Raw genomic sequence first — 26017 nt, 5'->3', positions numbered from 1 at the left:
GGCCCGTTCACCCTCGGGGTGAACGGGCCCTTGTCATCACTCGGACACCGGCTTGTCCTGGCCGGACGGGGGTGACGGGTCGGCGGAAGCCACACCCACCGCCGTGGCCCCGCGCGGCTCGGGCGCGTAGCGAAGCGCCGCTTGCTGCGAGTACGCCCGCAGATACCCCACGATCGTGTTCGTCACCGCCACCAGCGGTACGGCCACCACCGCGCCCCCGATCCCCGCCACCATGCCGCCGGCCGCCACCGACAGCACCACCGCCAGCGGATGGACACGGACCGCGCGGCCGAGGATGAACGGCTGCAGGACGTGGCCCTCGATCTGCTGGACGGCCAGCACGACCACGAGGGTCATGACCGCGGTGAAGACGCCCTGCGTCACCAGGGCGACGACCACGGCGAGAGCACCGGAGGCCACCGCGCCGACGAGCGGGATGAAGGAGAACAGGAAGATGAAGACGGCCAGCGGGACGGCCATGGGGACGTCCAGGAAGTAGATCCCGATGCCGATGAAGACGGCGTCGATCAGGGCGACCATCACCGTGCCGCGCACATACGCCGTCAGCGTCGCCCAGGCCCGCGGCCCGGCCCCCGCAACGCCCGGACGGGCCGCGGCCGGGACCAGCTTGAGGGTCCACTGCCAGATCCGCTTGCCGTCGTAGAGCAGGAACAGCGTCGAGAAGGCCGCCAGCAGGATGCCGGTGAGCGCCTCGACGATGACCGTCACGCCTTCGAGTCCGGCCGAGGTGATCGCGTCGGTGTTGGCGCCGATCGCCTCCCGGAGGTTCTCGGCGATGTCGTTGATCTGCTTGTCGGTGACGTGGAACGGGCTGTTGAGCAGCCAGTTGCGCAGTTCGTCGATACCGTCCTGGACCTGGTCGGAGAGGTTGTCGATGTTCTCCATGACCTGCCAGGTCACGAACCAGCCCATCAGCCCGATGACGACGAACCCGAGGATCGCGGTCAGCGCGGTGGCGAGCCCGCGCGGCACCCCGCGTCGCATCAGCCACGCCACCGAGGGCTGCATCAGCGCGGTCAGGAGCAGCGCGATGACGAACGCCAGCACGACGAGCTGTACGGCGCTGATGACCCGCATCAGCACCCAGAGCGTGCCGGCCAGCACCAGCAGCCGCCAGCCGGCCTCCGCCGCCACCCGTACGCCCCACGGCACGACCTGTGCGGGGTCGGGGCGGGGCGGCGGAGCCGCGGGCGCGTAGTCGGGGGGCCGGGGGACGTGGTCGGCGGGCGGTGCCGGGGCGTCGGCGGCCACGGGCTCGGGCGCGACGTCGGTGGCGGTGTCGGCCCCCCGCTCCGGCCGGAACTCGGCGTCCTCCCGCTCCACCGCGGCACGACGCTCGTCCAACCGCTCACTCATCTCGGTCAGTCCGGCGCCGAGCCGACCGAGCCACCCTGGCACTCGCGACATGATCCGTCCTCTTCCCCCGTCTTTCCTCACCACTCCCCCCTGGAGTCGCTGCGTCCGACCGTACATGGCACCGGGGCACGAAAGCGCGAAGGCCCCTCACCAAAGGACGGTGAGGGGCAACGCAGGGTTGAGAAGCGCCGCCAGGGGCGCGGGGCTGCATGAAGCGTGCGGCTCCGCCGCGCGGGCGCGACCAGCCACGACGGCGCCGCACACAACCAACGACGTATGTCGGCCGGACCGGCGGAGCGCCTAGTACCAGTTGTTGGCCTGCCAGAACGACCAGGCGCCGCAAGGGCTGTCGTACCGCTCGTTCATGTAGTTGAGGCCCCACTTGATCTGGGTCGCCGGGTTCGTCTGCCAGTCCGAGCCGACGGACGACATCTTGGAACCGGGCAGGGCCTGGAAGAGGCCGTAGGCACCGGAGGAGGGGTTGACGGCCCGGTAGTTCCAGTCCGACTCGTGGTCCACGATGTTGCTGAAGCACTGCCACTGGTCGGCCGGCACCATCTGGCGGGCCATCGCCTGGATCTGCTCGATGGTGTACGAGCTCTGGATCGGGAAGTCCGCGGAGGAGGACCGTGAGGCCTTCGCCTCGGCCTCTTCGCGCTCCTTGGCTTCCTTCGCGGCCTGCTCGGCGGCTTCCTTCTTGTCGAAGGCCGTCTGGGCGGCTGCCTTGCGGGCCGCTTCCTCGGCGTCCTTCTTGGCGCTCGCGTCCGCGGCGATGGCCTGGACATTGGCCTGTGCCGTCAGGGATTCGGTCTGCACCTGGGCCTGCTGGCCCGCGGGTATGTCCGCGAGGAGCGTCGAATCGGCAGCCGTCGCCTCGGCGTCGTTGTTCTGCGCGGTGCTGCCCGAGGCAACGCCGACGACGCTTCCGACAGCGGTGACCGCGGTGGCCGAGGCCACTGCGAATCCCCTGACCGAAATCGGACTCACACGGTTTCCTTCCAGCATCGCCCGCTTCGGTGACCCTGGCGGACGCAATCGTGCCCCTGGCGCTGGCCTCCCACCTACGGGGTCACGGGAGGCACGGACCCGGTGGGCAACTCCCTTGCGGGGAGCGCCGCGTGAAGACTCGGGCGGCATACGACGGCGCTATGCAGTTGGCTGTGGTGCTGCTGTGGTTCCGTACCGCTGGGGGTACAGGTGTGTCGTATGCGGGGCCTGACAGGAGTGAGACTCTGCCGTACCCGGACGCCGCAAGGCAATTCTGTGTTGCGTGTGAAAGCTCACACCTCGTTTGTCCCTGGGCTTTTCCGGAAAGCCGCACACACCGAGGCGCCGCCCGGATAGGCTCTCTGCCTTTCCGAACGGCGCCAATCAGCTGGTAACTACCGCAAGTTGAGCACTCGGGTCAGACCTGCCCGTCCTCCAGCATTTCGGTCACAAGGGCGGCGATCTGGGACCTCTCGGACCGCGTCAGCGTGACGTGGGCGAAGAGGGGATGCCCCTTCAGCTTCTCCACGACGGCGACGACACCGTCGTAGCGCCCGACCCGCAGATTGTCCCGCTGGGCCACATCATGGGTGAGAACCACCCGCGAATTGGCTCCAATTCGGGACAGAACGGTCAGCAGGACGTTCCGTTCCAGCGACTGTGCCTCGTCCACGATCACGAACGCGTCGTGCAGCGAGCGGCCGCGGATGTGGGTGAGGGGCAGGACTTCGAGCATCCCGCGCGCGGTGACCTCTTCGATGACCTCGCGGCTGGTGACCGCGGACAGCGTGTCGAAGACCGCCTGCGCCCAGGGGCTCATCTTCTCGGCCTCGGTGCCGGGCAGATAGCCGAGCTCCTGCCCGCCCACCGCGTACAGCGGCCGGAAGACCATCACCTTCTGGTGCTGCCGGCGCTCCAGCACCGCCTCAAGACCCGCGCACAGCGCCAGCGCCGACTTGCCGGTGCCGGCCCGGCCGCCCATGGACACGATCCCGACGTCCGGGTCGAGCAGCAGGTCGAGCGCGATCCGCTGCTCGGCGCTCCTGCCCTTGATGCCGAAGGCCTCCCGATCCCCGCGCACCAGACGGACGTTGCCCTCGGGCGTGATCCGGCCCAGCGCCTTGCCGCGCTCGGAGTGGATCGTCAGTCCGGTGTGGACGGGCATGTCGGCGGCTTCGGGGACGTAGACGTGCCCTTCCTCGAAGAGGACGTCCACCTGCTCGCCGGGCAGGGTCAGTTCGGACATTCCGGTCCAGCCGGAGGAGTCCGTGATGGCGAGCTCGGCGCGGTACTCCTCGGCGAGGAGACCGACGGACGAGGCCTTGATCCTGAGCGGCAGGTCCTTCGACACGACGGTGACGTCGAACCCCTCGGCCTGCAGATTGCGGGCGACCGCGAGGATACGGGAGTCGTTGTCCCCCAGGCGGTAGCCGGTCGGCAGCACGCTGGGGTCCGAGTGGTTGAGCTCGACACGGACGGTCCCGCCGAGGTCCCCGATCGGAATGGGGGCGTCGAGACGGCCATGCTTCACCCGGTAGTCGTCGAGCAGGCGCAGCGCCTGCCGGGCGAAGTAGCCGAGTTCGGGATGGTGCCGCTTGGCCTCCAGCTCCGTCACCACGACGATGGGGAGCACGACCTCGTGCTCGTCGAAGCGGATCAGGGCGTTCGGGTCGGCCAGCAGGACGCTGGTGTCGAGAACGTAGGTGCGCCGGTCGGGCTTGTGGCGCTTTGTGCTGGTCACCACGGAAGGACGTACCCCCTCGGATGAGGTCGGGGAGCGACGGAGTGGAGCTGGACCGGTCGTCGGCCGCCCTGCACGTCGAGCACGGGCCGAGAACCGGCCCTCCACTGCTTCTTCCATGCCGTGATCGCACGGTCGAGCTGGTGCAAAGGGCCTCCCGGGCGGACGGCTCCGGCGCCGCCCGCTGAGATACGACACCCGTGGTTCGGGTGTCGACCTGCTTGGCTTATGCCCTCGAACATGCGGCGCCATGCTTACGCATATGACGGCGCCCTGGTGAACTCCTTGTTACTTCCGCCCCAAATGCGGTACTCGCGCCCCCCCCCGCTGGGGGGGTGGCGTTTCAGCCGCCGTAACGCCGGTGACGCGCCGCGTAGTCACGCAGGGCGCGCAGGAAGTCGACCTTGCGGAAGGCCGGCCAGAAGACCTCGCAGAAGTAGTACTCGGAGTGGGCCGTCTGCCAGAGCATGAATCCGGACAGCCGCTGCTCGCCGCTGGTGCGGATCACGAGGTCGGGGTCGGGCTGGTCGCCGGTGTAGAGGTGGCGGCCGATCAGGTCGACACTGACGGACTCGGCGAGGTCCTCCATCGAGGTGCCCTTGTCGTGGGCGTCGAGGATCATCGAGCGCACGGCGTCGGCGATCTCCTGGCGGCCGCCGTAGCCGATGGCGACGTTGACCAGTATCCCGTCGATGTGGGCGGTGGCCTCCTCCGCCTCCTTCAGCGTGGTCTGCATCTGGGAGGGCAGGAGGTCGGGAGTGCCGACGTGGTGCACACGCCAGCGGCCGTCGGCGGCGAGGGAGCGGACGACGTCCTCGATGATCCCGAGGAGGGGGACGAGCTCCTCCTGCGGGCGGTCGAAGTTGTCGGTCGACAGCAGCCAGAGGGTGACGACCTCGACGTCGGTCTCGGTGCACCAGCCGAGGAACTCCTCGATCTTCTCCGCGCCGGCGCGGTGACCGTGCACGGTGGTGGAGCCCGCGGCCTTCGCCCAGCGGCGGTTGCCGTCCATGATCACGCCGATGTGCTTGGGCACCTGAGCGTGGTCCAGGTGACCCTCCACCCGGCGTGCGTACAGCCTGACCAGCAGGCCGCGCAGCTTGTCGCGCAGGTTCACGTGATTGTCAGCCCCTCCGTACGGATCGGACAGGCGGCGCGGGCGCTGCGGCGCGCTGCGGGTGGCGTGCGGCGCAGTCTTGGGCGGGTGCTGTCCGGGTGGCGGTCGCCTACCGCCGAAGCGTACCCCTGCGGGGCTTGGGCCGTGGTTGTGGGGGCGGGGGTTCTTGGGTCGGGGTTCTTGGGTCGGGGTTCTTGGGTGGGGTGGCTTGGGTCGGGGTTCTTGGGTCGGGGTGGCTTGGGTCGGGGTTCTTGGGTGGGGTGGCTTGGGTCGGGGTTCTGGGGTGGGGGTGCCTTGGTGGGGGTGCCTTGGGTGAGGGGTGGGTCGGGTTGGGTGGCGGGTGCAGGCGGGGTGGGGGTTGTGGTTGTTGGGTGCCTGGGTTGGGGCGTCTGGGTTTGGGGCGGCGAGTGCGGATCGGGTTGGGCGCCTTGAGTGGGGGTGGGTGGGGTTGGGTGGCGGGTGCGGGTGGGTGGGGGCTGGTCGCGCAGTTCCCCGCGCCCCTTTAGGTGGGTGCGGTCGTCGGTGATTGAGGGTGGCCCTAGGTGGTCGACCGACGTGTTCGCCGTCTGTTCCGCCGACGAGGCCCCAGCTGTTCCGCCGACGGGATTTCGGTTGCCCGTCGACGCGGCCCCCGCCTGTTCGACCGACGGCACCCCCGGCTGCTCGTCGGATGTCCCCGCTTGTTTCACCGACGGCACCCCCGGCTGCCCGTCGCATGTCCCCCACCCGTTCCACCCACGGCACCCCGGCAGCCCATCGACATGTCCCCCCGCCCGCTCCACCGACCGTCACACCGGCAGCCCATCGACAGGTCCCCCACCCGCTCCACCCACGACACCCCGGCAGCCCATCGACAGGTCCCCCCGCCCGCTCCACCGGCGGCCCGTCTGTGAGGTCACGGCTGGCCGTCGTGGTGGCATCGGCTGCTCGTTGCCGTGAGTGCCAGTGCCTCGATCGGCGTCGGCCTCGGCCCTCATTCGGTGCGGGCTCGTCCCTCGGTCGGGGGGAGGCGGCTGTTCGGGAGAGGCGTAAGGGTGGGTGGGCAGAAAAAACGGGCCGGTCCGTGGGGGGGAGACGGACCGGCCCGAGGGGGGGTTTCCACCATAACCCTTCGTAAGGGATGCTGCGCGCATCGGCGTGCCACAACTACTCTCCGAAATCGCTCGGCGACGGCGCGGTGGCCTTCGGACGGCGTCTTCGTGGCGGAATCGTGGCCCTGCGGGAGCGGATTGCCTGGGGAAACGCGGGGGATGCGGATGGATCCGTAGGGTTTGCCGTGGGTTGGGGGCCGCTCGGTGACTTGTCCGGGCTTCCCTCCCCTGGGTGACCCCGACCGCGAACGTCGGCTTGACGGTGCCGATGGCCCGGCGGGGCGGGGGCGGGGGCGATGCGATGCGCGTCCAGCAGGGGGTGTGAGGGTGCACGGCACCGCGCAGCCCCCTCCACTGCGCGGTGCCGCCGCGCAGCTTTGCGTACGCGAATTACCTTGGTCTGAACTTACGCGGCGAGCGGGGAGAAAGCGAGTCAGCCGTCATAACAATGTGGAAAAGGTGTGGGCTCCTTGGATGTGCAGGGGATGGACGGTGTTCGGGCACGGATGCGTGGTTTGCACCGGGCGCGGCTCAGGGTTCGCGCCGCCGTTGAATAGCGGACAGTTTCTGGCCTCTATCCGGCCTAACGTCGCCTTATGACTGTCACTGTCACGTGGGATCAGGCGAGCGCGCGGCGGCTGGAGCGGCAGTTCCTGGACCGTCCCGCGGGGCTCGGAACGCCGGTCGCCGATGTGGTCGCGGCGATGCTGGGCGCGCATGCGCAGGTGCTGTCCGCCGCCGAGGTGTCGGTGGGGGTGCGGGCCGCCGGGGTGACGCGGGCGGAGGTGCGGGCTGCGCTCTGGGACGACCGGTCGGTTGTGAAGACGTTCGGTCCGCGCGGCACCGTACATCTGCTCCCCGCCGCCGAACTGCCTCTGTGGTGCGGTGCGCTGAGCGCCGTTCCGCGGGGGCCGAGCCCGTTTCCGCCGGACGTACGGGTGACCGAGGAACAGGCGGAGCAGATCGTGGCGGCGATCGGGGACGCCCTGGACGGGGTCTGTCTGACCGTGGAGGAGCTGGGCCAGGAAGTGGTCGCCCGTACCGGCCCCTGGGCCGGTGACCTGGTGATGCCCGCCTTCCAGGACCTGTGGCCGCGCTGGCGGCAGGTGATGCACCGGGCGGGCCGGTCGGGCGCGCTGTGCTTCGGGCCCGATCGCGGGCGGAAGGTGACGTATACGCGGCCGCCGGGGTTCGATCCGGGGGCGGCGGGAGAGGGGGCGCTTCGGGAGTTCGTACGGCGGTATCTGCGCGCGTACGGTCCGGCGACACCGCAGCACTTCGCCAGGTGGCTGGCGGCGCCGGCGGGATGGGCGGTGGCGTTGTTCGGGGAGCTGGCGGAGGCCGGGGAGGTCGAGGAGGTGTCGTTCGAGGGAGGGGTTGCCTGGGTGGCGGCGGGTGACACCGGGTTTCCGGGCGGGCCCGTGCGGGGCGTGCGGTTGCTGCCGTACTTCGACGCCTACGCCATCGCCGCGCAGCCGCGGGAGTCGCTGTTCCCCGGGAAGGCGTACACGCGGGCGCTGGCGGGTGGTCAGGCGGGGAACTATCCGGTGCTGTTGGTGGACGGTGTGGTGTCCGGGGTCTGGCACCAGCGCCGCCGGGGGCGTCGTACGGCGGTCACCGTGGAGGTGGTCGGACGACGGCTGACGGCGCGGCAGGAACGTGAGCTGGGCGAGCAGGTGGAGCGGGTCGGCGAAGTGCTGGACGCGAAGGCGGAGTTCGTGGTCGGGGAGGTGACCGTCGGTCCGCACGCGTGAGGGCCGCGCCGGACGGGCTCAGGCGCCGGGCTTGCGGGCCTCGAAGAGGTGGCGGGTGCTGTGCGCGACGAAGGGGCCGTGGGTCTGGATCCGCTCGTGCAGCGCGCGGAGTCGGGGTTCGTAGGCCTCGACGGTGAAGTCGGGGACCATCCACACCACCTTCCGCAGGAAGTGGACGACCGCCGCGATGTCGTGGAACTCCATGCGCAGTCGCTCGGCCCGCAGATCGACGATGTCGAGCCCCGCTGCCTCTGCTGCGGCACGCTCGCGGTCGGGGTGGCGGGCGTTGCCCTGTTCGTCGGGGATCGGGCCGAGGAAGTGCTCGACGAGCTCGAAGACGCTGCGCGGTCCGACGTGCTGGGCGAAGTAGCTGCCGCCCGGCTGCAGGACGCGGGTGATCTCGGACCAGTGCGGGCTGACCGGGTGCCTGCTGCCGACCAGGTCGAAGGTGTCGTCGGCGAAGGGCAGCGGGGCGTCCTCGGGACAGGCGACGACGGCGACGCCGCGCGGTCGCAGGAGGGCGGTGGCCTTGGCGACGTTCGGCTGCCAGCCCTCGGTGGCGACGGTGAGAGGCGGAGCCTTGACCGCGCGACCGAGGGCGAAGTCGAGTACCTCTCCGCCCCCGGTCTGGATGTCCAGAGCGGCCGTGGCGCGGGACAGCCGCTCGGCCAGGGACGTGGCGTATCCCCAGGAAGGCCGGGCCTCGGTGGCGCGCCCCTCGAACCAGGAGAAGTCCCAGCCCTCGGTGGGGACGGCGGTGCCCTCGGCGACGAGGTCTTCAAAGGTGCGGGGGTGCTGCGGCTTCTCCATACGGTGATCGTCCCAGGGAGTCGTCAGTGACCGCCTCCGATTTTCCGGTCGTCGCCGGCATCGGCATCGGCATCGGCATCGGCATCGGGGGCAGCGTCGGTGCCGGCCGCGGCGTCTGCGTCGGCGTCGGCGTCGGGGAGAACCAGCAGCACATGTTCGTCGTCGCCGTGGTGGACCGTGCCGGCGTGCTGGAAGCCGTGGCGTTCGAGGAGGCGTACGGAGGCGGTGTTGCCGTGGAAGGGGTCGGCGTACAGCGGGCGCGTGCGGTCGAGTTCCAGGAAGAGGGCGAGCGCCCTGGTGGCGATGCCCCGCCCCCAGTAGGGCCGCCCGAGCCAGTAGCCGAGGAAGCGGCGGTCGCCGTCCCACCAGGAGACGACGCTGCCGGCCACGTCGGCCCCCACCGTGACGGTCTGCACGAGGCAGGTCTCGTCGCCCAGCACTCCGGTCCGCCAGTGCTTCATGAAGGCGTCGCGCGGCCGGGGCGTGAATCTGGACCGGTGGAGGGCCTCCGGGTCGTGCTCGTAGGCGAGGAAGGCCTCCAGGTCGGAGTCCAGCACGTCACGGAGGCGGACGTCCGCGCTGCCGCGGCTCGGTTCACCGCCCTGTCCGTGGCTCGGTGAATCGCCCTGTCCATGGCCCAGTTCATCGCTCATCTCGCTCATGCCCAGGAGTCTGGCAGGAGCCACTGACAACGCCGCCGTACCGGACGCGGGCCCGTGCGGCTACGGAACCAGCGGTCGCACTTCCTCCGCCACGAACCGCACGAACCCCTCCGGATCGGGCTCGTCCCCCGTCGGCTGCAGCACCACGGTGTCAGCACCGGCGTCCGCGAGCCGCTGCACGGCCTTCGCGACCGCGCCGGCGTCCCCGGCGACACCGAGATCGGGCACGGAGCCGAGCCCTTCCGCGGCGAGCTCGGCCTTGAGGCGGGCGGCGCCGTCGGGCCCGGTGGCGGTGAGCAGATAGACGACGACCGGATGCGGCTCGGCACCTGTGCCCGCGCGTCCCGCCGACTCCCGCCCCTCGTCGATGAGTTGCCGTGCCCGCCGCAGTACCTCGGGTGACGTGGAGGCGGTGAGCAGGGTCCCGTCGGCGGCCTCACCGGCGAGTCGCAGCGAGCGGGGCCCGGTGACCCCGGCGAGGACGGGCACCGGCTCGGCGGGCGGCCAGTCGAGGGCGACGTCGTCGAGCTTGACGTACCGGCCCTGCACGGTGAGCCGCTCCCCGCGCAACAGGGCACGCAGCGCGTCGAGATGCTCCCGCAGCAAGGTCACCGGCGACTCGGCCCGCGCCCCGACCTGGCCCATCCAGTCCTGCACACCATGCCCGACGGCGAGGATCGGCCGCCCCGGGAACATCCGGTGCAGGGTGGCGGCCTCCATGGCGGCGATGGCGACGTTCCGCAGCGGGACCGGCAGCAGACCGACGCCGACCCTGACCCGCTCGGTCCAGGCGAGGGCGGCCGCCGCCGTGGAGATCCCGCCCTCCCGGAAGCAGTCCTCCCACAGCCAGAGTTCCTCAAGGCCTGTGGCGTCGGCGAGTTCGGCGACGGATCGCAGTCGTTCGGGGGCGAGCTGGGGGCGGAATACTGCTCCGAGTGCGGTCATGCGAGCTTTCCTACCCGGGTAGCACCGGGCAGACAACAGAGATGGGGACCCAGGAGGTGGCCGGGGATGGGGCGGCGATGGCGTGACGGACGGGGGACCCTCGTCGTCCATGGGGAGCGGGGTGACGTCTCGGTCCCCCTCGAGATCGCCGCGTCCTACCGGGCCCGTACGAAAGGGCTCCTGGGGCGCGACGCCGTCGACGGGGCGATGCTGCTCACGCCGGCCGGCGGTGTGCACACCTTCCGTATGCGCGTCCCGATCGACGTCGCGTACCTCGACCGGAAGCTGAACGTCATCGCCGTACGCACGATGAAGCCGGGACGGTTGGGTCTGCCGCGGCTTCGTTCGCGGCATGTGGTGGAGGCGGGGGCCGGGGTCATGGCGGAGTGGGGGGTCCGGGCCGGGGTGCGGGTGACGGTCGACGCCCGGTGACCGGGCGGCTTCAGCGCCGGGTCGCCCCGCGGACCGGGCGGTGGAAATCTCGTGAAGCTCATACAGCGCAAGGGATTCCTCGGTATCAGTGATGCATGCCTGAGCCGATAACGCTGGCCGCCATCTCACTTGCGGGGATACCGGTCGTTGCCACGTTCCTCCTGGATCGCGTCGGATACATCCTGGATCGCCGACGTGAGGACAGGGACCTTCCGGTTGTGCGGGAGCCGTCGCCGCAGCAGCGGGACGAACTGGAGGAACTGCAGGGGACGCTGAGCGGGGTGCTTGCGCGGCCGGCCGATGAGGTCATGGCCGACGCGGACGCGCTGGCGGCGTTGGACCGGGCGCGAACGTTGCTCGAGCATCTCCTCGATCGCCAGATCGACTTCGAGGGTGAGAGGCGGGCGCGCCCGAAGCACCGGGTCAGGGGTGTCGTCGAGGTCGAGGAGCTCGGGGACAACGCCGCGGGGGTCCGGCTGGGTGACGTGCGGGCGTCGTCGAACGTTGAAGGGATCGTCAAAGGCAAGTCGGCGCAGGGGCCGACTTACGGCGTTCAGATCGACTCGCTCGAGTAATGCACCGCGACGAACTGCTCTTCGAGGATCTCCTGGACGAGCACCTCACCCGCGATCTCGTCCGCCGGGACTGGCTCGTGGAGCAGGTCAAGGAACTCCTGGACGCGCCACGTGTCCGGTTCATCGTGCTCGAAGGGGTCGCCGGGACCGGGAAGAGCACGTTTCTCGCGTCACTGGCGCGGGAGCCGGGGATCAATCCTCGCTACTTCATCCGGCGCGACAGTGTGGCGCCGCTGTCGTCGGGAGACGGACGGGCGTTCCTGGTCCGCGTGGGACACCAGATCGCGGTGCTGCGGCCCGAGCTGATGGATCTCGACCTGACCGTGAACGCGACGATGGAGGTCGAGCAGGCCGACGACCTGATCGGCGTCGAGATCCGCCGGCTGGTCGTGTCGTCCTTTCGCAGGACGGCCTTCGAGGTCAGGCAGTCGGCGGCGCGGGCCGGGCAGGTGATCGCGGTCCGGATCGGGGAGCTCATCGACGACCTGTCACGCACCAGTCTGGCCGATCTGACCAGACAGGCGCTGATCGAGCCGGCGGCTCGGCTGGCCGAGGCCGATCGGTCGGCCTCGATCGTGCTGCTGATCGACGGACTGGACGAGATCGGCGCGGCCACCGGCTGGGCCGGCGGCGAGGACTCGATCGTCGACTGGCTCACCGACTGCGCGGAGCTGCCGGAGAACCTGCGGGTGGTGGTGACGACCCGCCCGCTCCCGCTGAAGCAGTTCTACCTGCGCCAGCGCAGCCGGTACGCGCGGATCAGCCTGGACGGGCACCGCCGGCAGATCGAGGACGAGATCGCCGAGTACGCCGCGTCCGTCCTCGCCCGCGCCGGGATCACCGGACGCCCCGGGCTGGCCCGCGAGGTGGCGCGCAAGGCCGACAACGTCTTCCTCTACGCCGCGCTCTGGGCCAGGACCGTCCCCGACCTGCTCGACCCGGCCAGCCTCCCCGACGGCCTCGACGACCTCTACGAGTACCTGGTCGGCCAGGCGCGCCGGGCCTCGGGGCGCCGCGTCCCCGGCGAGAGGGCGGGAGACAGCCGCTGGAAGGCCTACTACCAGCCCCTGCTGGCCACCCTCGCGATCGCCTTCACCCCGCTGCCGCCGCACAACCTGGCGCGGTATCTCGGGTTCCCCGCGAGCTCTCCGGACCTTCTCGCGGCCGTCCTGGACGACCTCGGGCCGATCCTGCGCGTCGACCAGGACCAGGTCAGGTTCTGCCACGGGAGCCTGGCGGACTTCCTCACCGCCGAGTCCAGGGACGAGTATTGGAGCGTGCAGCCCTCGACGAACCACCTCCGACTGGCCCGGAACCTGCTCGGTCTGTACGGCCACGACTGGGCGTCCTGCGAGGACGTCTACGCGTTGACCAACACGGCCAGACATCTGGTCACCGCGCTGGAGGAGGGCGTCCCCGAGGCCCTCGACCCGCTCGTGGGCCTGCTGGGAGGTCTGCCGTTCGGCCGGGCGAAGGCGCGGCACACCGAGGTCGGGTTCGGGAGCCTGGTCACCGACTACATCGCCGCCTGGGCGGTCGCGCCGGACGTCCGGGACGAGCTGGCCCGCGGGCTCGCCCGGGTCGTCATCAGCCTCGAAGCGCACGACCAGCTCGGCGACACACTGGGCTACCGCGCCGACGGCAACGAGCTGCACGAACGGGTCCTGACCCTGCTGAGCGACGAGGAACTGCTGGGGGAACACGCCTCCCCGGGGCGGCAGCAGGCGCTCGCCCTGGTCGCGGCGCACCGCGAGTCGGCCCGGATCCGTCGGCTGGGCGGCGCGGCCAACCTGGCGCGAGCGGGCGAGATCCTGCGCCGCCTGGTCTCGGCGGACGTCCCCGGCGACGAGGCGCCGGACAACCTCTCGGCGATGTACTACGACTTCGCCTACCTCGAGTTCCTCCTCGGCAACGCCGAGGCGGCGCGCTCGTGGTTCCACCGCTCCATCGAGGTGGACGAGCGCCGGGGCAACTCCAAGGGCCGCTACATCACGGCGACCGCACTGCGCCGCCTGGAGTATCACCTCGGCGTGCTGACCCCTGACGGGTACCGGGCCTTCCTCGACGAGGCCGAGGCCTACTTCAGCGGTCTCGGCCCCGACGCCCGGGCCGAGCGCCTGATCATGACCCTGACCTTCCACCGCCTGGAACTCGCCATCGCGACGGACGACCCGGCCCTGGCCGACGCCCAACTGACCGCGCTCGAGGACAACGCCTGGCTGCGCGACCACGGCCGCACCGACGACCGCGCCAAGGACGACCTGATCACCATCGCCCGAGCCAGAACGGAGCTGGCCCGACGGAACTGGGCAGCCGCCGTCCCCCTGTTCGAGCAGCGCCTCGGCGAGGACCTCGACGGCGACCCGGAACACCGCGAGGAGATGGCCCGTGACCTGTACGAGTACGCCAGGGCCCTGGCCGGCGCGGGCCGTCCCGACGACGCCCGGCGGGTGCTGACCCTGGCGTCCGGTCTCCCGGACGGCACCGGAGCCTGGCTGTGGAAGCCCCACATCCGCGCCCTCCAGGCCACCTTGGAGCAGCCGGGTCACCGCTGAGGCGCCCGCTCCGAGCGGCTTCCGGTTGGCTTCGGCTCGCTTCGGTTGAGTACGTGCACCCGCTCCCGGGCGGACACGCGGGTCACCCGTCCGAAGCGCCGCAGTCGTAGTTGTCCACCGCGTCGAAGGCGGGACGGATGTGTTCGCCGTACAGGGGATCCACGACGTCGCGCACCTTCGCGCCGGGCTTCAGTCTGCTCGCGGAGACATCGACCGCTTTGAGCACCGCACGGAACTCCTCGTCGATGGCGGCCGGCGCGCTCGCCCGCATCTCCTCACCGAGGTCAGCGATCAAGGCGGCCTTCCTCCGCAGCTCTTCGAAGTCCAGCGGCTGCCCCTCGATCGCCGCGCCCGCATCGGAGCGGAAGGCGAGGACGCCGACCTGGAAGGTCGACAGATCAAGGCAGAAGGCCGAGGTTGCTCCGGCGGTCGGCGGAGCGGTCGAGGTGCTGGACGAGCCCGATGCCGAGGACGACGTCGGTGCCGATGCCGATTCCGATGCCGGTGGTGCGGCTTCCGGGGAACTCGAGCACCCAGCCGTCATCAGTGCGGCTGCCATCACGAGGATCCAGCTGCGGGGAGCGGTCATGGACGCAGGCTGGGCACGGGGGTCCGGGAGGGGTCCCGGAGTCCCGGCAGACCGGTCAGCTCTCCGAGCGCGGGAAGGAGACCTCCACCCTGCGGTTCTTCTTGCGGCCGGCCTCCGTCGCGTTGGACGAGATCGGGTACTGCTCGCCGTAGCCCCGCACCTCGTACGTGATCGTCGAGTCGTTCAGCTCCGACTCCAGGACGCCCTGGACGGCGTTCGCGCGCTGCCGGGACAGGACATCGCCGTGCGCCGACGAACCCAGGTTGTCCGTGAAACCGAAGACGCGGATCCGTGTGGCGTTCTGGGTCTTGATCTCCTCCGCTATCGAGGAGATACGGGCCTTCGCCTCGCCGGTCAGTTTCGCGCTGTCCTTGGGGAACAGGACCTCCGCCTGGAGCGCGAACTTCACGTCCGTGTTGGTGTCCTCCCGGCGTTCCTCGCCGGCCTGGTCCTCGACGACCTGCTTGATGTCCAGCACCTTGGGTTCGGCGAGCGTCGCACCCTCCGGGAGTTTGAGATCCGGATCGTTGGCGTCCACCTCGACGGGCGCGGCGGCCGTCGCCTCGGTGCCGGGGGGAACGCTGGGGTCGTCGGCCGCGTCGGCTGTGGTGGCGCCGAGGATGTTGGCGGCGACCATGAGGGTGGCGGCGGTGAGGGTGAGGGGGAGGCGGGGGGTGCGGGTCATTTTTGGCCTCACCCGGAGATCTGGAGGGTGGCGGTGGCGAAGGTCGGAAGTTGGAAGGTGACCTCGGTCGTGTCCGTGGGCGGAGAGGGGAACTGCATGAACACGGCCAGGCTTTCGCCGGCCTTGAGTGTCGAGAAGCCCGTAGTGGTCAGCGGTCGGCCGTCCGTGTCCCGCAGTACGTAGTACCGCTTCTTGCTCTTCGAGTCGACGAGCGTGGCACCACCGAGCGATCGGCCGTTCCTGATGATCTCGGTCTCGTTGCCGCTCAACGCGGACGGGACAGAGGTGCTCTTGGCCCCGTCGTTCTTCAGGTTGCCGTTCACGGTGACGAAGCCACCGGAATCGCGCTGGGCAGAGGTGATCTGAAGGAGGAGGCCGTCCGAGCCCTTCAACTCCGCCAAGGGCGTGTCGGCCTGCCCCTCCTGTGCACTCGGGTCGGACCCACCTTGTGTGGCGGCGGACGCCGTGGCCTCCGGCTTCTTGTCGTCGTCTCCGCCACTGCCGCAGCCGGCCACGCCGAGGGCCAGTCCAGCCGCAACGGTCAGTGCGACCATCCCCCTGTGGGCCTTCGTGGTGAACCGAATGCTCATTCCTCTGCTTCCTTCGTCACTCGTCATTCGCTGTCGGCCAGGTGGACGTCGAAGAGGTCCTCGGGGCCCGGAAGGGTTGCCGGATCGTCCGGATCGGGGTCCCAGTCCCTGTCGTCCTCGCATTGGAGTTGCGGCAGAGGCAGCACGTCGTCCCCCTCACCGTCCCCGGTGCCCTCGCCGGGGAGATCGAACGTGCAGCGAGGCTCGATGACGGCGGTGGCGGATGCCTGTGACTTCTCGTCCTCTGTGCCGGGGACGATCGAGTCTCCGACGGACTTATCCGTCTCGACCTCGACCTCGTAGCTCAAGACCCCTGGATCGCATCCCAGTACATGGGCGTCATTCTGCGCGGCGAGTTCATCTGCTCGCCAGCACGACAGATCCAGGCCCTCGACGTCACCGTCGAAGATGGCCTGCCACTTCGCGGGGTCGAGTACGTCCTCCACCCACTTGCCCGCAAGCTGGTCCCGAGTGTCCAGCGCCGCCGCCAACGCCGCTGCGTCCGCCGCGGTTTGGGCACCGTTCCTGTTTGCCGCGGCCTGGCCGACCGCAAGGTACGCGAACGCGAGAAAGAGCAGACCCGCCACCACCGTGATGTAGATGGGAAAGGCCTGCCCTGCGTCGCCGGACCTGGATGGCCGCATCAGCCGCCGGTTACTTCGGCGATCTTCTCCGTGATCGCGTCGAAGATGGTCTGACCGATGTCCGTCCCGGTGATAGCCAACACAATCGCCACCACCACCGCAATGATCCCCAGGTACTCCACCGCCGTCTGCCCCTCGTCCCCCCGAGCAGCCCGCGAGCGGAGGTATGCGACGGTGGTGTTGATCCAGTTGCTCATGGTGTTCCCCTCTGGTGTCCGGCGATCGCTGAGCACTTGGCTCGTATTGCTCAGGAGAAAAGTAAGCGGGATTACCCGGAACACCAGAGGGTCCCTGGGCCCAATTCCGAGCCCAGGCCGAAAACCATCGCTGTGTCATCGCCGGTCAGCTCCGTCCTGGGTGCGAACCCGGGGCCGTGCCCAGCCACTTGGCGGCGGCTTCCGCCCGGCTGGTGCTGTGGAGTTTGGCGAAGATGCGGTTGATGTGGTTCTTGACCGTCTTCTCGCTGATGAAGCAGGCGGCGGCGATCTGCTGGTTGTTCATGCCCGCTGCGATGAGGTCCATGATCTCCGCCTCCCTCCTGCTCAGCTGGAACCCTGACCGGTACGACGACGACTGTCCCACATCCGGTTGCACTTGCGAAAGCGGTTCCGGGGAATTGCCCGTAGGAGTTGGTAGTTGAGTGTTTGCTTCCGTTAGTGATGCTGCCGCCGTGGGGCTGAGCCGAGGCGGCCCGCCCCGTCTGATGTCCCGTACGGCCGCCACCAGTTCGTCCGCCGTGAACTCACCGTGGACCAGGTAGCCGACGGCCCCTCGGCGCAGGGCCTCCCGGACCGTCTCCGACTCACCGCTGTAGGTCAGCATCATCACCGGAGCCGTACGGACCAGGTGCGGGAGTACCTCGATACCGCCCACGCCCGGCATGCGAACGTCCAGGAGGATCACGTCGGGACGGTGATCGCGCGCCGCGGCCCGGGCCTCGTGACCGTTGGTCGCCTCCGCTACGACCGTGATGTCCTCGTGGCTGGACAAGAGGGCCGTCAGACCTGCTCGGACCACCGGGTTGTCGTCGGCCACGACGATCCGCAGAGCGGTGTTCATGGGGTCGCCTTCGTCGTCGTCAGGGCCGCCAGCGGGAGTTCCAGGCGGACCTCCGTGCCGTGTGCGTGCCTGCGCCTGCCGATGTGGATACGCGCTCCTATCGAGGCGGCCCGTTCCGTCATGCCCAGCAGGCCGAAGTGGCCCGTCCGGCGGAGCTGTTCGAGCGTCGTGCCGGCGGGGAGGCCCTGGCCGTCGTCGTGAACCGTCAGGCGCAGGGCGTCGGCCTCCACTCCTGCGCGTACCTCGACCCTCGTCGCCCTCGCGTGGCGGTGGGCGTTCTCCATGGCCTCCTCGGTGATGGTGAGAAGGTGGCGGGCGACCGCCGGCGGGACCGCAGGCAACCGTACGGTCTCGCCCGTGACGTCGAACGTGGTGTGCAGGCCCGTGCGGGTCGTGAAGTCCTGTGCACGGGCGGCCAGTTCCGGTGCGATGTCCGTCGTGTGGTCCGGGTCGGACTCGCGGCGCAGGTCCGCCAGGAGTTCCCGGGACTCGGCGGCTGCTCGGCGGGCCGCCCGGGACACCAGCTCCGCCTGCTGCCTGAGCACGCCCGGGTCCGGGGCGAAGGGGCCCTTGGCGGCCAGTCCGTCCGCCGCCAGCGCCACGCCGTGCAGCGTCTTCGCCACCGAGTCGTGCATCTCACGGGCCAGCCGGGCCCGTTCCGCGCTCACCGCTTCCGTGACCGCCAGGCGGGCCTGGATCGCGGTGAGGGCCTGGGTCGCCGTGCCGAAGCGGAGCATGAGGTTGCGCAGGGAGGAGCCCAGGGCGCCCGTGATGACGCAGAAGCCGGGCAGGAGGAGCTTCTCCGCCAGGCCGCTGCCCGCCTGTGCCTCCCTGTCGATCGCGTAGGCCAGGAGCAGGATCAGGGACTGCACGCTGGCGAACACCGCAGCGCCCCGGTAGCCGTAGACGATGCCGGCCAGGAGCGGGGTGCAGACGCTGACGTAGGCGAGAGTCGTGTCCGGGCCCGCGGAGACCAGGAGGAGGGAGGTGAAGAGGGTGTCCGCCGCCAGAAGGGTGGGGTGGCGCAGGAGGAGGGGGCCGAAGCGTTCCCAGTCGCGGAACAGGGCGTAGGAGACCATGAAGGTGATCACCACCGCCGCGCCCACCAGCCGGGTGCCCAGGCCCGGCGCCGCGTTGAGCAGGGCCCCGGGGGCGGCGAGCGCGATCATGGCCAGCCGGAAGCCGAAGACCTGGCGGCACAGCGCCTGGAGGGCGTTTGTCTGGAGGGAGATCGTCGCTGAGCGCTCGGCCTGCTCCCCGGTCGCCGACCGGGGCGTCCAGCGGCTGCGCAGAAGCGCGCGGCCGGCCCTCCACGCGCCCCGGTCCGCCGCCGTACCGGCCCCAGCACTCATCCGCACCGGCATCCCCGCCATACAGCCCGCCCCCTACTCCCCCGTCAGCGACCCGAAGTCCGTCCCCGACCCCAGCAGCAATCCCGCCCCCAGCAGGATCATCGTCGCCGGAACCATGAACGTCGTGATCATCATCGTGGCCTTGGGCACCGCCCTGGCCGCCTTGCGCCGGGCGTTCTGCGCATCCGTCCGCCGCATGTCCTTCGCCAGCGCCACCAACGTGTCGACGATCGGCGCGCCCAGTTCCTCGCCCTGCTGCAGCGCCGTCACGAACATCGCGACCTGCTCGGAGTCGTTGCGGCGCCGCAGCTCCGCGAAGGCCTGGCGGCGGCTCATGCCGAGGTCCATCTGGCGCAGGGTGATGCGGAGTTCGTCGGCCCAGGGGCCCTCGTACTTCGAGGCCACCCGGTCGAGTGCCTGACGGAAGCCGAGGCCCGCGCTCACCACCACCGCCAGTACGTCCAGGAAGTCCGGCAGGGTCCGTTCGATCTCGTCCTTCCTGATGCGGATCGCCGACCAGATGCCGACCTCCGTCCAGAAGGCGCCGAACGCCAGCAGCAGCAAGGCCACCAGCACCTGGCCCCGGGCCAGGAACACCAGGAAGCCGACCGCGCCCAGGAAGCCGTACACCGCCCGCCTGGCCGCGTAGCGGTCGATGGTCAGGCCGCCGGGGTTGCCCGCGAGGTCGATCTTGCGGCGGTACTTGGCGACCAGCTTCGGGCCCATCAGACGCAGTACGGCGGGGGCGTAGCGCATGCCCATGCGGTCGATGAGCGAGTCCACGGCGCCGGTACGGGTCGCGCCGACCTCCAGGGCCAGCGCGAGGTCGCTGGGCAGTTTGGCGTCCGCCCGGTACAGACGGATGCCGGCGAAGATCCCCCACACGCTCAGGCCCGCCACCAGGGCCAGGAGCAGGCCCAGTTGTCCCATTGTCATGGTCGTCGTCCTCCCCTCGAGTGCCTCACGCGGCTCATACGTCGATCCTCGACAGACGGCGGATCAGGATGAAGCCGACCGCGTACAGCCCGAAAGCGATCAGCACCGCCGCCTGGCCGTACGGCGAGCCCGTCATACGGTCCAGGGCGCCGTCCTTCACGCCGTTCATGAGGAACAGCGATCCCACGCCCAGCACCGGGACCGCGTACGACGTCATGCTGACCTGGGAGAGCTGGGTACGGACCTCGCGCCGGGTCTCCTTGCGCTCCTCCAGCGTCTCCGTCAGGTTCCGCAGGGCGCTCACCACCTGGCCGCCCGCCCGGTTCGAGAGCACCAGGGTCGTGACCAGGACGACCAGTTCGCGGGACGGGAGGCGTTCGGCGAGTTCGCCGAGGGCGTCGTCCATCGAGGCGCCGAGGGCCAGCTGGTTGGAGACCTTGGCGAGTTCCTCGCCCGCCGGGGCCTCCAGCTCCTCGGCCGCGAGGCCGATGGCGGTGCGCATGGCCAGGCCCGCGTGGGCGGCGTTGGCGAGGATCCGGGCGAGCTCGGGGAGCTGGTTGATGAACTTCTCGATGCGCTTCTGGCGTTGCCAGTTGAGGAACTGGACCGCGGCCCAGACGCCCAGCAGGCCCGCGATCGGGCCGAAGAAGGGCGCGAGGGTCGCCTGGCCGACGAGCCACAGGCCCGCGACCGTCGCCAGCATGTAGACGAAGAACTCGCCGGGTGTCACGTCCAGGCCCGTCGCCGCCAGGCGCAGTTCGAGCCGCTTGCCCGGCTTCGTACGGCGCAGCCGGCGGTCCAGGTCGGCGAAGCGGCGCCGGCGGCCGCCGGCCCCGGTGATCTGGCCGGTGGACGTCAGACGGTCGACCAGCGCCTGGCGCTGGGCCCGGCCGGAGGCGTACGCGTGGACGCCCAGCACGGCCAGTGCGCAGGTCAGCAGGGCTATGCCGGTCGTGAGCGTGATGCGGGTCTGCAGGTCCACGGCGACCGTGACGGTGTGGGGTTCCATGGCAACGGTTCCTACCTGGCTTCTCGGGTGGCGAGCTCGAGCGGGGACTGGGCGACACCGAAGGCCTGCGGGATCGGCTGGCTCGCCATGTAGAGGCGGTCGGCGGTGCGGCGCGGGAGCGGGAAGTAGCCGAAGGCGCCGTGCACGCGGCCGTCCGGCGTCATGGGCTGGGCCTGGAAGCGGGCCACCGTGGCCAGGCGGTACGGCTCCGCCCCGTGGCTGTCCAGGATCGCGATCTCGGTGATCCGGCGGGCGCCGTCCGGGAAGCGGGTCAGCTGGATGATCACGTCCACCGCGCTGTTGATCTGGTCGTGCAGCGCCTCGAAGGGGACCGCGACGTCGGACATCGACGCGAGGGTCTTCAGGCGCATCAGGGCGTCCTCCGCGCTGTTGGCGTGCACGGTGGCGAGGGAGCCGTCGTGGCCGGTCGACATGGCCTGCAGCATGTCCAGGGACTCGCCGCCGCGGACCTCGCCGACCACGATCCGGTCGGGGCGCATGCGCAGGGAGTTGCGGACCAGGTCGCGGATGGTCACCTGGCCCTTGCCCTCGACGTTGGGGGGCCTGGACTCCAGCCGGATCACATGGGCCTGCTGGAGTTGGAGTTCGGCCGAGTCCTCGATGGTGATGATGCGCTCGGACTCGGGGATCAGACCGGACAGGGCGTTCAGCAGGGTCGTCTTTCCCGTGCCCGTGGCGCCGGAGACGATGATGTTGGACTTCGCCTGCACCAGCCCGGCCAGCAGGTACACCATGGGCTCGTCCAGCGAGCCGAGGCCGATCATCTCGTGCAAGGTGAAGGAGCGGGGGAAGCGGCGGATGGTCAGGGTCGCGCCGGTCAGGGACAGGGGCGGGATGATGACGTTCACGCGCTCGCCGGACGGCAGCCGGGCGTCCACCATCGGGTTGGACTCGTCCACGCGCCGGTTCACCGTGGAGACGATGCGCTCGATGGTCTGCATCAGCTGGTCGTGGGAGGGGAAGCGGAGCGGCAACTGCTCGACGCGGCCCCCTCGTTCGACGAAGATCGCGTCCGGGCCGTTCACCATGATCTCGGTGATCGACGCGTCCTCGAGGAGCGGTTCCAGGATGCCGAGGCCCAGCGCCTCGTCGACGACCCTGCGGATCAGCTGCGAGCGCTCGACGGTCGACAGCACCGGGCCCTCACGGCTGATGATGTGGCCCAGGACCCGTTCAAGCCGGGCCCGGCGCTCGGCCGCGGCCAGTGAGCTCATCTCCGCGAGGTCGATCTCCTCCAGGAGCTTGGCCCGGTAGGAGGCGACCAGGTGGCCGTCCTCGCCCCGGCTGCCGTTCTCCTCGGGGGTGTTGATGCGTGACCTCAGGCTCATGGGGATCCTCGTTCAGTGGTCGAGAGGCATGGTCGCGGTCTTCTGGGCGTCGCCGAAGTCCCAGCCGGGGACGATCGACGGGATCTCGACGGTGGCGGTGACGGTGACCTCGTCGCCGCCGTACGACGCCGGACAGCTGGTGCCGTCCGCGAGCCACCCGCTCACCGCGGCCTGACAGCCGTCCTCGGCGCTCTCCTCCAGCGAGGCCGCGCGTGCCCCCGCCCTGGCCGCCGTACCTGCCTGCTGGGCGGTGTAGGCGATCAGGCCGATCTGCACGCCCGCCAGGGCGACGAGGATCAGGATCGGGATGAACCCGAGGTACTCGATGGCGACCTGGCCGCGCTCACGGCCCCTACGGACGTACGGCATCTCAGTCCGTCTCCTCTTCTACGGCACCCGCGTGGCCCTCGACCTCGAACGGGAAGCCGATCGCGCCGGGGAAGAGGACGGGAACCTTCAGGGTGACGTCGGCGGTGACGTAGCCGCCCCCGGTGGAGCAGGTCACCTCGCCGGCCCACGCGTCCGGAAGCTTCTCCAACCCGGCCTCCTGGCACGCCGCCTGCCGCCCGCCCGGGTCCGCCGCCGTCCCCGCCCGCACCGCCTCGTCCGCAGCATTCCCCGCGAGCGAGAACGTGTACCCCACCAGCACGAACTGCCACAGCAGCACCAGCGTGATGATGATCAGCGGCATCATGCCGAGGAACTCGATGGTGACCTGACCCTTGTCCCCCCGTCGCCTGTCCCCCCGCCCCCTCACCGCCCCAGCTCCCTGCGCCGCCGGAACGTCAGCGCCGCCCGCTCCCCGCCCCGTGCCTTGCCGTTGCGCCGCTGCAGGGCCCCCTCCGTGCCCTTGACCAGCCCCAGCTCCCCGGCGAGCGCCCACAGGGCCTGCCGGACCGCTCCCTTGCCGTCCAGCTCGTGCACGCGGCCGGCGTCGACGGCGCCCTGGAGTTCCTTGTAGTTGGCGGGGATCGCGGTGGCGGCGATGCCGGTGCCGGTGATCTTCTGGATCAGGGCGGGCTGGATCTCCGCACCGCGCGAGTACCGGTTGACGACGATCGTGGTCTCCTCCGCCTTGCGGATCTGCAGGCGGTCCCACATCCGTACGGTGCGCTTGGCGCCGCGGACGGCGACCACGTCCGGGGTGGTGACCAGCAGCGCCGTGTCGGCCATCTCCACGGCGGCGGCGCTCGCGCCGGTCAGCTGGCCGCCGCAGTCGATGACGACGATCTCGTAGCGGGAGCGCAGGGCGCTGACGATGTGGCGGGCGGCGCGGTCGGTGACCTCCTCGCCGCGCTCGCCGTCGCCGGGGGCGAGCAGCAGGGCGACCCCCGAGTCGTGCCGGAACACGGCGTCCGCGAGCACGCGGGGCGAGATGTCGTTGATGGCGGCGAGGTCGGCGACCGAGCGGCGGAACTGCACGTCCAGGAAGGCGGCGATGTCCCCGGTCTGGAGGTCCATGTCGAGCAGGGCGGTGCTGCGGCCCGACGCCTGTGCGGCGAGCGCCAGTTGGATGGCGGTGAGGGTGGTGCCCACCCCGCCCTTGGCGCCGCTCACCGTCACGACGGTGCCGCCGACGCCGCTGAACACGTCCCCGCCCGCGCCCAGGTGACGCCGTACGCCCACCGACCACTGGGCCACCGCGTGGACGCGGCTGGCGAGCTCCTCGTAGTGCAGGGGCAGGGTGACCAGGCCGCGGGCGCCGTAGTCCATGGCGGCCTGGAAGAGGCCGGGGCCGGCGTCGGACGTCACGAGGATGACGCCGACCGCGGGGAAGCGCAGGGCGACCTCGCGGATGAGCTCCAGGGCCGGTACGGGACCGATGCGTTCGTGGACGACGACGACCTCGGGCAGTTCGTCGACGGACTCGGCGGCCAGCCGCGCGAGGGTGTCGACGAGCTGGGTGGAGTCGGTGACCGGGGCCACCGGCTCGGCGTCGGGGAGCTGGCTGAGCAGCGTCGTGAGGGACCGGACCGCGTCCGCGTCGCCGACCGCCGGGAGGATCCTCGTGGGCATGGGGGCCTCTCACTTGTCCTTGGCGAGTTCGTACGTGCGGTCCGTCGGGGAGATGTCGGACTCGCCGCCGGGTGCCACCAGGGCGAGCCGGACCTCGTCGGCGAACGACTCGGCGTAGGTGATGCGCTGGGCGTCGACGGCGTTCAGGGCGAAGGTGATCGGGACGGCCTCGGTGGTCCGGCGGGTGCGGTCGTCGTCGTCGGGCTCCAGCGAGGTCAGCCTGCCCACGTCGATGACCCGGGCGTTCTCGATGATGAGTTTGGACTGGTCGGGATCGGCGTCGCGCTGCCCCTCGAAGGTGGCGTAGACGTTGACCGTGGAGCCCGGGGTGATCTTGCCCGCCACGCCGGTCGCCGCGTCGATCATGATGGCGATCTCCTGCTCGCCGGCCTGCAGGGCGGGCTGGCCCACGATCATGTCGCTCTGCAGGAGGGAGCCCTCGCGCAGGGTCGTGACGGCGATCTTGCCCTGGATCTGCCGGAGGTCGGTGACCGCGTTCTTCGACAGCCACCGCTCGGGCATCTCGATCTTCTGGAACTGGGCGGCGCTGAGCGGGGTGTAGGGAGCCACGTCCCGCTTGAGCTGGTAGGCGGAGACCTCGGGACCGACCTTGGACTTCACGTCGTTGATGACGGAGAGGACGCCGGCGAAGGCGCCGAGGGCGCAGACCACCGACAGGAGCAGGAGTATCACGCCGCGGCGCTGACGGGAGTTCATGAACCGTACAACCTCATTGGGGGAATCGGTCGGGAGCGGTCGGGTGGGGTCGGGGCGGCCTCGGTGGGCCGGGGTCCGGTCAGCCTGCGCGGGCCGGCTGCTCGTGGGCGGGCGGGACGGCGGAGCAGAAGACGCAGCGGTCGCCGATGACGTCGATGCCGCACCAGTGACAGGAGTTCTGCCGTACGGAGGTGACCAACTGGTAAAGCACCGACAGGTCGGGCAGATAGGCGCAGAACTCGATCAGCTTGGACGTCCCCCACCAGGCGGCCGACTCGGCGGGCAGCGCCGCCTCCCGCAGGCCCCGCGCCCTCCAGGACGGGGCAAGGGCGGTGGTGACCCAGTCGGACTGGAGCTGCCCCTTGGCGAACAGCAGCGAGGTGTCGAACTCCGGGCCGTCGAGGGTGACCCCGGGGCCCATCCTGACCAGTTGCGGGTTCGGGTGGGCGAGGACGCCGAACTGGCTGCCGGGGACCCAGGACTTGGCGTGCGACTTGAGGTCGACGGGGATGCGGTCGAGTTTGGTGACGGAGCCGAGGAGCGCCCCGGCGTGGATGTAGTGGGTGAGCAGCCGGCCGGCCGAGGCGAGGACGCCGGGGCTGAGGTCACAGGAGGCCAGCTGCCGCAACTGGCGGGCGAGGACGGCGAGTCCGAGCGGGGGCAGTTCGGGGCGGAACAGGGCGATCCGGTCGCTCTCCAGCAGGGACCGTACGATGCGCAGCCGCTGCTCCACACTCCGGGGGACGGCCTGCGAGCAGACGACGACGACATGCCCGTGCTGCTCGATCAGCGTCTGCATGTCCGCCAGCGAGTGGTCCAGCGGCTCGCGGTCGAGGTCCCCGAGCACGACGGCGGGCACGGTTCGCTGGTCCTGCGCCGGCAGCGCCATGTCGGCGCTGGTCACGGCAATGGCAGTTGGCACGCGCAGCTCCCCGATGACTTCATTGCGTGACTGTCTCAGCACTGTATCCGCGGCTCTGTGGCCGGAGAACAGCTTCTCTCCAGCCGGGAAGCAACTCCACTCG

26 protein-coding genes and 1 pseudogene are annotated in these 26017 nt (G+C 70.5%); 4 read left to right on the top strand and 23 right to left on the bottom strand.

The annotated features are described in order from the left end of the window. Window positions 1-36: 36 nt before the first annotated feature. From ACIBAG_RS23720 to ACIBAG_RS23705, 4 genes are all read right to left on the bottom strand, one after another. On the bottom strand, window positions 37-1428 hold the full coding sequence (locus tag ACIBAG_RS23720; RefSeq protein WP_399107490.1) for an AI-2E family transporter: 1392 nt from the start codon (window positions 1426-1428) through the stop codon (window positions 37-39). 249 nt (window positions 1429-1677) lie between these two features. Next, window positions 1678-2382: a transglycosylase SLT domain-containing protein gene (locus ACIBAG_RS23715; protein ID WP_399107489.1), complete on the bottom strand. Its 705-nt coding sequence runs from the start codon at window positions 2380-2382 to the stop codon at window positions 1678-1680. Between the two features lie 400 nt (window positions 2383-2782). Next, entirely contained in the window at window positions 2783-4108 is a 1326-nt protein-coding gene (locus tag ACIBAG_RS23710) for a PhoH family protein (RefSeq protein ID WP_399107488.1), read from the bottom strand. A gap of 340 nt (window positions 4109-4448) precedes the next feature. After that, the gene (locus ACIBAG_RS23705; RefSeq protein ID WP_399107487.1) at window positions 4449-5222 is read right to left on the bottom strand and encodes an isoprenyl transferase; all 774 of its coding nucleotides are present in this window, start codon (window positions 5220-5222) and stop codon (window positions 4449-4451) included. Window positions 5223-6909: 1687 nt separating this feature from the next. Here ACIBAG_RS23705 and ACIBAG_RS23700 point away from each other — a divergent pair. Then, window positions 6910-8067, top strand: coding sequence for a winged helix DNA-binding domain-containing protein (locus ACIBAG_RS23700; RefSeq protein WP_399107486.1), 1158 nt, complete (start codon window positions 6910-6912; stop codon window positions 8065-8067). A gap of 18 nt (window positions 8068-8085) precedes the next feature. Here ACIBAG_RS23700 and ACIBAG_RS23695 read toward each other — a convergent pair whose 3' ends face one another. The 3 genes and pseudogenes from ACIBAG_RS23695 to ACIBAG_RS23685 form a co-directional block, all read right to left on the bottom strand. Beyond that, window positions 8086-8877, bottom strand: coding sequence for a methyltransferase domain-containing protein (locus tag ACIBAG_RS23695; RefSeq protein WP_399107485.1), 792 nt, complete (start codon window positions 8875-8877; stop codon window positions 8086-8088). A 137-nt stretch (window positions 8878-9014) separates the two neighbouring features. Continuing rightward, a pseudogene (locus ACIBAG_RS23690) lies at window positions 9015-9449 on the bottom strand (GNAT family N-acetyltransferase); the annotation flags it as partial. Window positions 9450-9599: 150 nt separating this feature from the next. Continuing rightward, a complete protein-coding gene (locus ACIBAG_RS23685) occupies window positions 9600-10484 on the bottom strand; it encodes an LLM class flavin-dependent oxidoreductase (RefSeq protein WP_399107484.1) in 885 nt (294 codons plus the stop codon). A 66-nt stretch (window positions 10485-10550) separates the two neighbouring features. Here ACIBAG_RS23685 and ACIBAG_RS23680 point away from each other — a divergent pair, with 66 nt between their 5' ends. The 3 genes from ACIBAG_RS23680 (at window position 10551) to ACIBAG_RS23670 (ending at window position 14046) form a co-directional block, all read left to right on the top strand. Further along, window positions 10551-10916, top strand: a complete 366-nt coding sequence (locus ACIBAG_RS23680) for a DUF192 domain-containing protein (RefSeq protein WP_399107483.1) — start codon at window positions 10551-10553, stop codon at window positions 10914-10916. A 95-nt stretch (window positions 10917-11011) separates the two neighbouring features. Beyond that, complete coding sequence (locus ACIBAG_RS23675; protein ID WP_399107482.1) at window positions 11012-11491, top strand: hypothetical protein; 480 nt, start codon at window positions 11012-11014, stop codon at window positions 11489-11491. Next, window positions 11491-14046, top strand: coding sequence for a hypothetical protein (locus ACIBAG_RS23670; RefSeq protein ID WP_399107481.1), 2556 nt, complete (start codon window positions 11491-11493; stop codon window positions 14044-14046). The genes ACIBAG_RS23675 and ACIBAG_RS23670 overlap by 1 nt, the downstream gene beginning before the upstream one ends. A gap of 82 nt (window positions 14047-14128) precedes the next feature. Here ACIBAG_RS23670 and ACIBAG_RS23665 read toward each other — a convergent pair whose 3' ends face one another. The 16 genes from ACIBAG_RS23665 to ACIBAG_RS23590 all read right to left on the bottom strand — a co-directional run bounded on the left by ACIBAG_RS23665 (window position 14129) and on the right by ACIBAG_RS23590 (window position 25881). Continuing rightward, window positions 14129-14341, bottom strand: coding sequence for a hypothetical protein (locus ACIBAG_RS23665; RefSeq protein ID WP_399107480.1), 213 nt, complete (start codon window positions 14339-14341; stop codon window positions 14129-14131). Between the two features lie 103 nt (window positions 14342-14444). Then, window positions 14445-14579 (bottom strand): hypothetical protein, encoded by a 135-nt coding sequence (locus ACIBAG_RS23660; protein WP_399107479.1) that lies wholly within the window; start codon window positions 14577-14579, stop codon window positions 14445-14447. A 111-nt stretch (window positions 14580-14690) separates the two neighbouring features. After that, window positions 14691-15320: an OmpA family protein gene (locus ACIBAG_RS23655; RefSeq protein WP_399107478.1), complete on the bottom strand. Its 630-nt coding sequence runs from the start codon at window positions 15318-15320 to the stop codon at window positions 14691-14693. A gap of 8 nt (window positions 15321-15328) precedes the next feature. Next, on the bottom strand, window positions 15329-15910 hold the full coding sequence (locus ACIBAG_RS23650) for a hypothetical protein (protein WP_399107477.1): 582 nt from the start codon (window positions 15908-15910) through the stop codon (window positions 15329-15331). Between the two features lie 23 nt (window positions 15911-15933). Further along, entirely contained in the window at window positions 15934-16554 is a 621-nt protein-coding gene (locus tag ACIBAG_RS23645) for a pilus assembly protein TadG-related protein (protein WP_399107476.1), read from the bottom strand. Further along, window positions 16554-16751, bottom strand: a complete 198-nt coding sequence (locus tag ACIBAG_RS23640; RefSeq protein WP_399107475.1) for a hypothetical protein — start codon at window positions 16749-16751, stop codon at window positions 16554-16556. The genes ACIBAG_RS23645 and ACIBAG_RS23640 overlap by 1 nt, the downstream gene beginning before the upstream one ends. A 145-nt stretch (window positions 16752-16896) precedes the next feature. Further along, window positions 16897-17613 carry a response regulator gene (locus ACIBAG_RS23635; protein WP_399107474.1) on the bottom strand — a complete coding sequence of 239 codons (717 nt, stop codon included), beginning with the start codon at window positions 17611-17613 and terminating at the stop codon, window positions 16897-16899. After that, window positions 17610-18965 carry a sensor histidine kinase gene (locus ACIBAG_RS23630; protein WP_399107473.1) on the bottom strand — a complete coding sequence of 452 codons (1356 nt, stop codon included), beginning with the start codon at window positions 18963-18965 and terminating at the stop codon, window positions 17610-17612. The genes ACIBAG_RS23635 and ACIBAG_RS23630 overlap by 4 nt, the downstream gene beginning before the upstream one ends. A 33-nt stretch (window positions 18966-18998) precedes the next feature. After that, the gene (locus ACIBAG_RS23625) at window positions 18999-19886 is read right to left on the bottom strand and encodes a DUF5936 domain-containing protein (RefSeq protein ID WP_399107734.1); all 888 of its coding nucleotides are present in this window, start codon (window positions 19884-19886) and stop codon (window positions 18999-19001) included. Window positions 19887-19935: 49 nt separating this feature from the next. Then, window positions 19936-20883: a type II secretion system F family protein gene (locus tag ACIBAG_RS23620; protein ID WP_399107733.1), complete on the bottom strand. Its 948-nt coding sequence runs from the start codon at window positions 20881-20883 to the stop codon at window positions 19936-19938. A gap of 38 nt (window positions 20884-20921) precedes the next feature. Further along, window positions 20922-22259, bottom strand: a complete 1338-nt coding sequence (locus ACIBAG_RS23615; protein WP_399107472.1) for a CpaF family protein — start codon at window positions 22257-22259, stop codon at window positions 20922-20924. Window positions 22260-22271: 12 nt separating this feature from the next. Next, window positions 22272-22628 carry a TadE/TadG family type IV pilus assembly protein gene (locus tag ACIBAG_RS23610; protein WP_399107471.1) on the bottom strand — a complete coding sequence of 119 codons (357 nt, stop codon included), beginning with the start codon at window positions 22626-22628 and terminating at the stop codon, window positions 22272-22274. Window position 22629: 1 nt separating this feature from the next. After that, window positions 22630-22953, bottom strand: a complete 324-nt coding sequence (locus tag ACIBAG_RS23605; protein ID WP_399107732.1) for a pilus assembly protein — start codon at window positions 22951-22953, stop codon at window positions 22630-22632. A 59-nt stretch (window positions 22954-23012) separates the two neighbouring features. Beyond that, entirely contained in the window at window positions 23013-24275 is a 1263-nt protein-coding gene (locus ACIBAG_RS23600; RefSeq protein ID WP_399107470.1) for a CpaE family protein, read from the bottom strand. Window positions 24276-24284: 9 nt separating this feature from the next. Next, window positions 24285-24992: a Flp pilus assembly protein CpaB gene (gene cpaB / locus ACIBAG_RS23595; RefSeq protein WP_399107469.1), complete on the bottom strand. Its 708-nt coding sequence runs from the start codon at window positions 24990-24992 to the stop codon at window positions 24285-24287. 79 nt (window positions 24993-25071) lie between these two features. Then, window positions 25072-25881 (bottom strand): hypothetical protein, encoded by an 810-nt coding sequence (locus tag ACIBAG_RS23590; RefSeq protein WP_399107731.1) that lies wholly within the window; start codon window positions 25879-25881, stop codon window positions 25072-25074. Window positions 25882-26017: the final 136 nt, after the last annotated feature.

Origin of the sequence: Streptomyces sp. NPDC051243, assembly GCF_044455405.1 — a bacterium.
Lineage (GTDB): Bacteria > Actinomycetota > Actinomycetes > Streptomycetales > Streptomycetaceae > Streptomyces.
The sequence above is the reverse complement of the archived record's forward strand: the minus strand, read 5'-3'. Positions and strand labels throughout refer to the sequence as shown.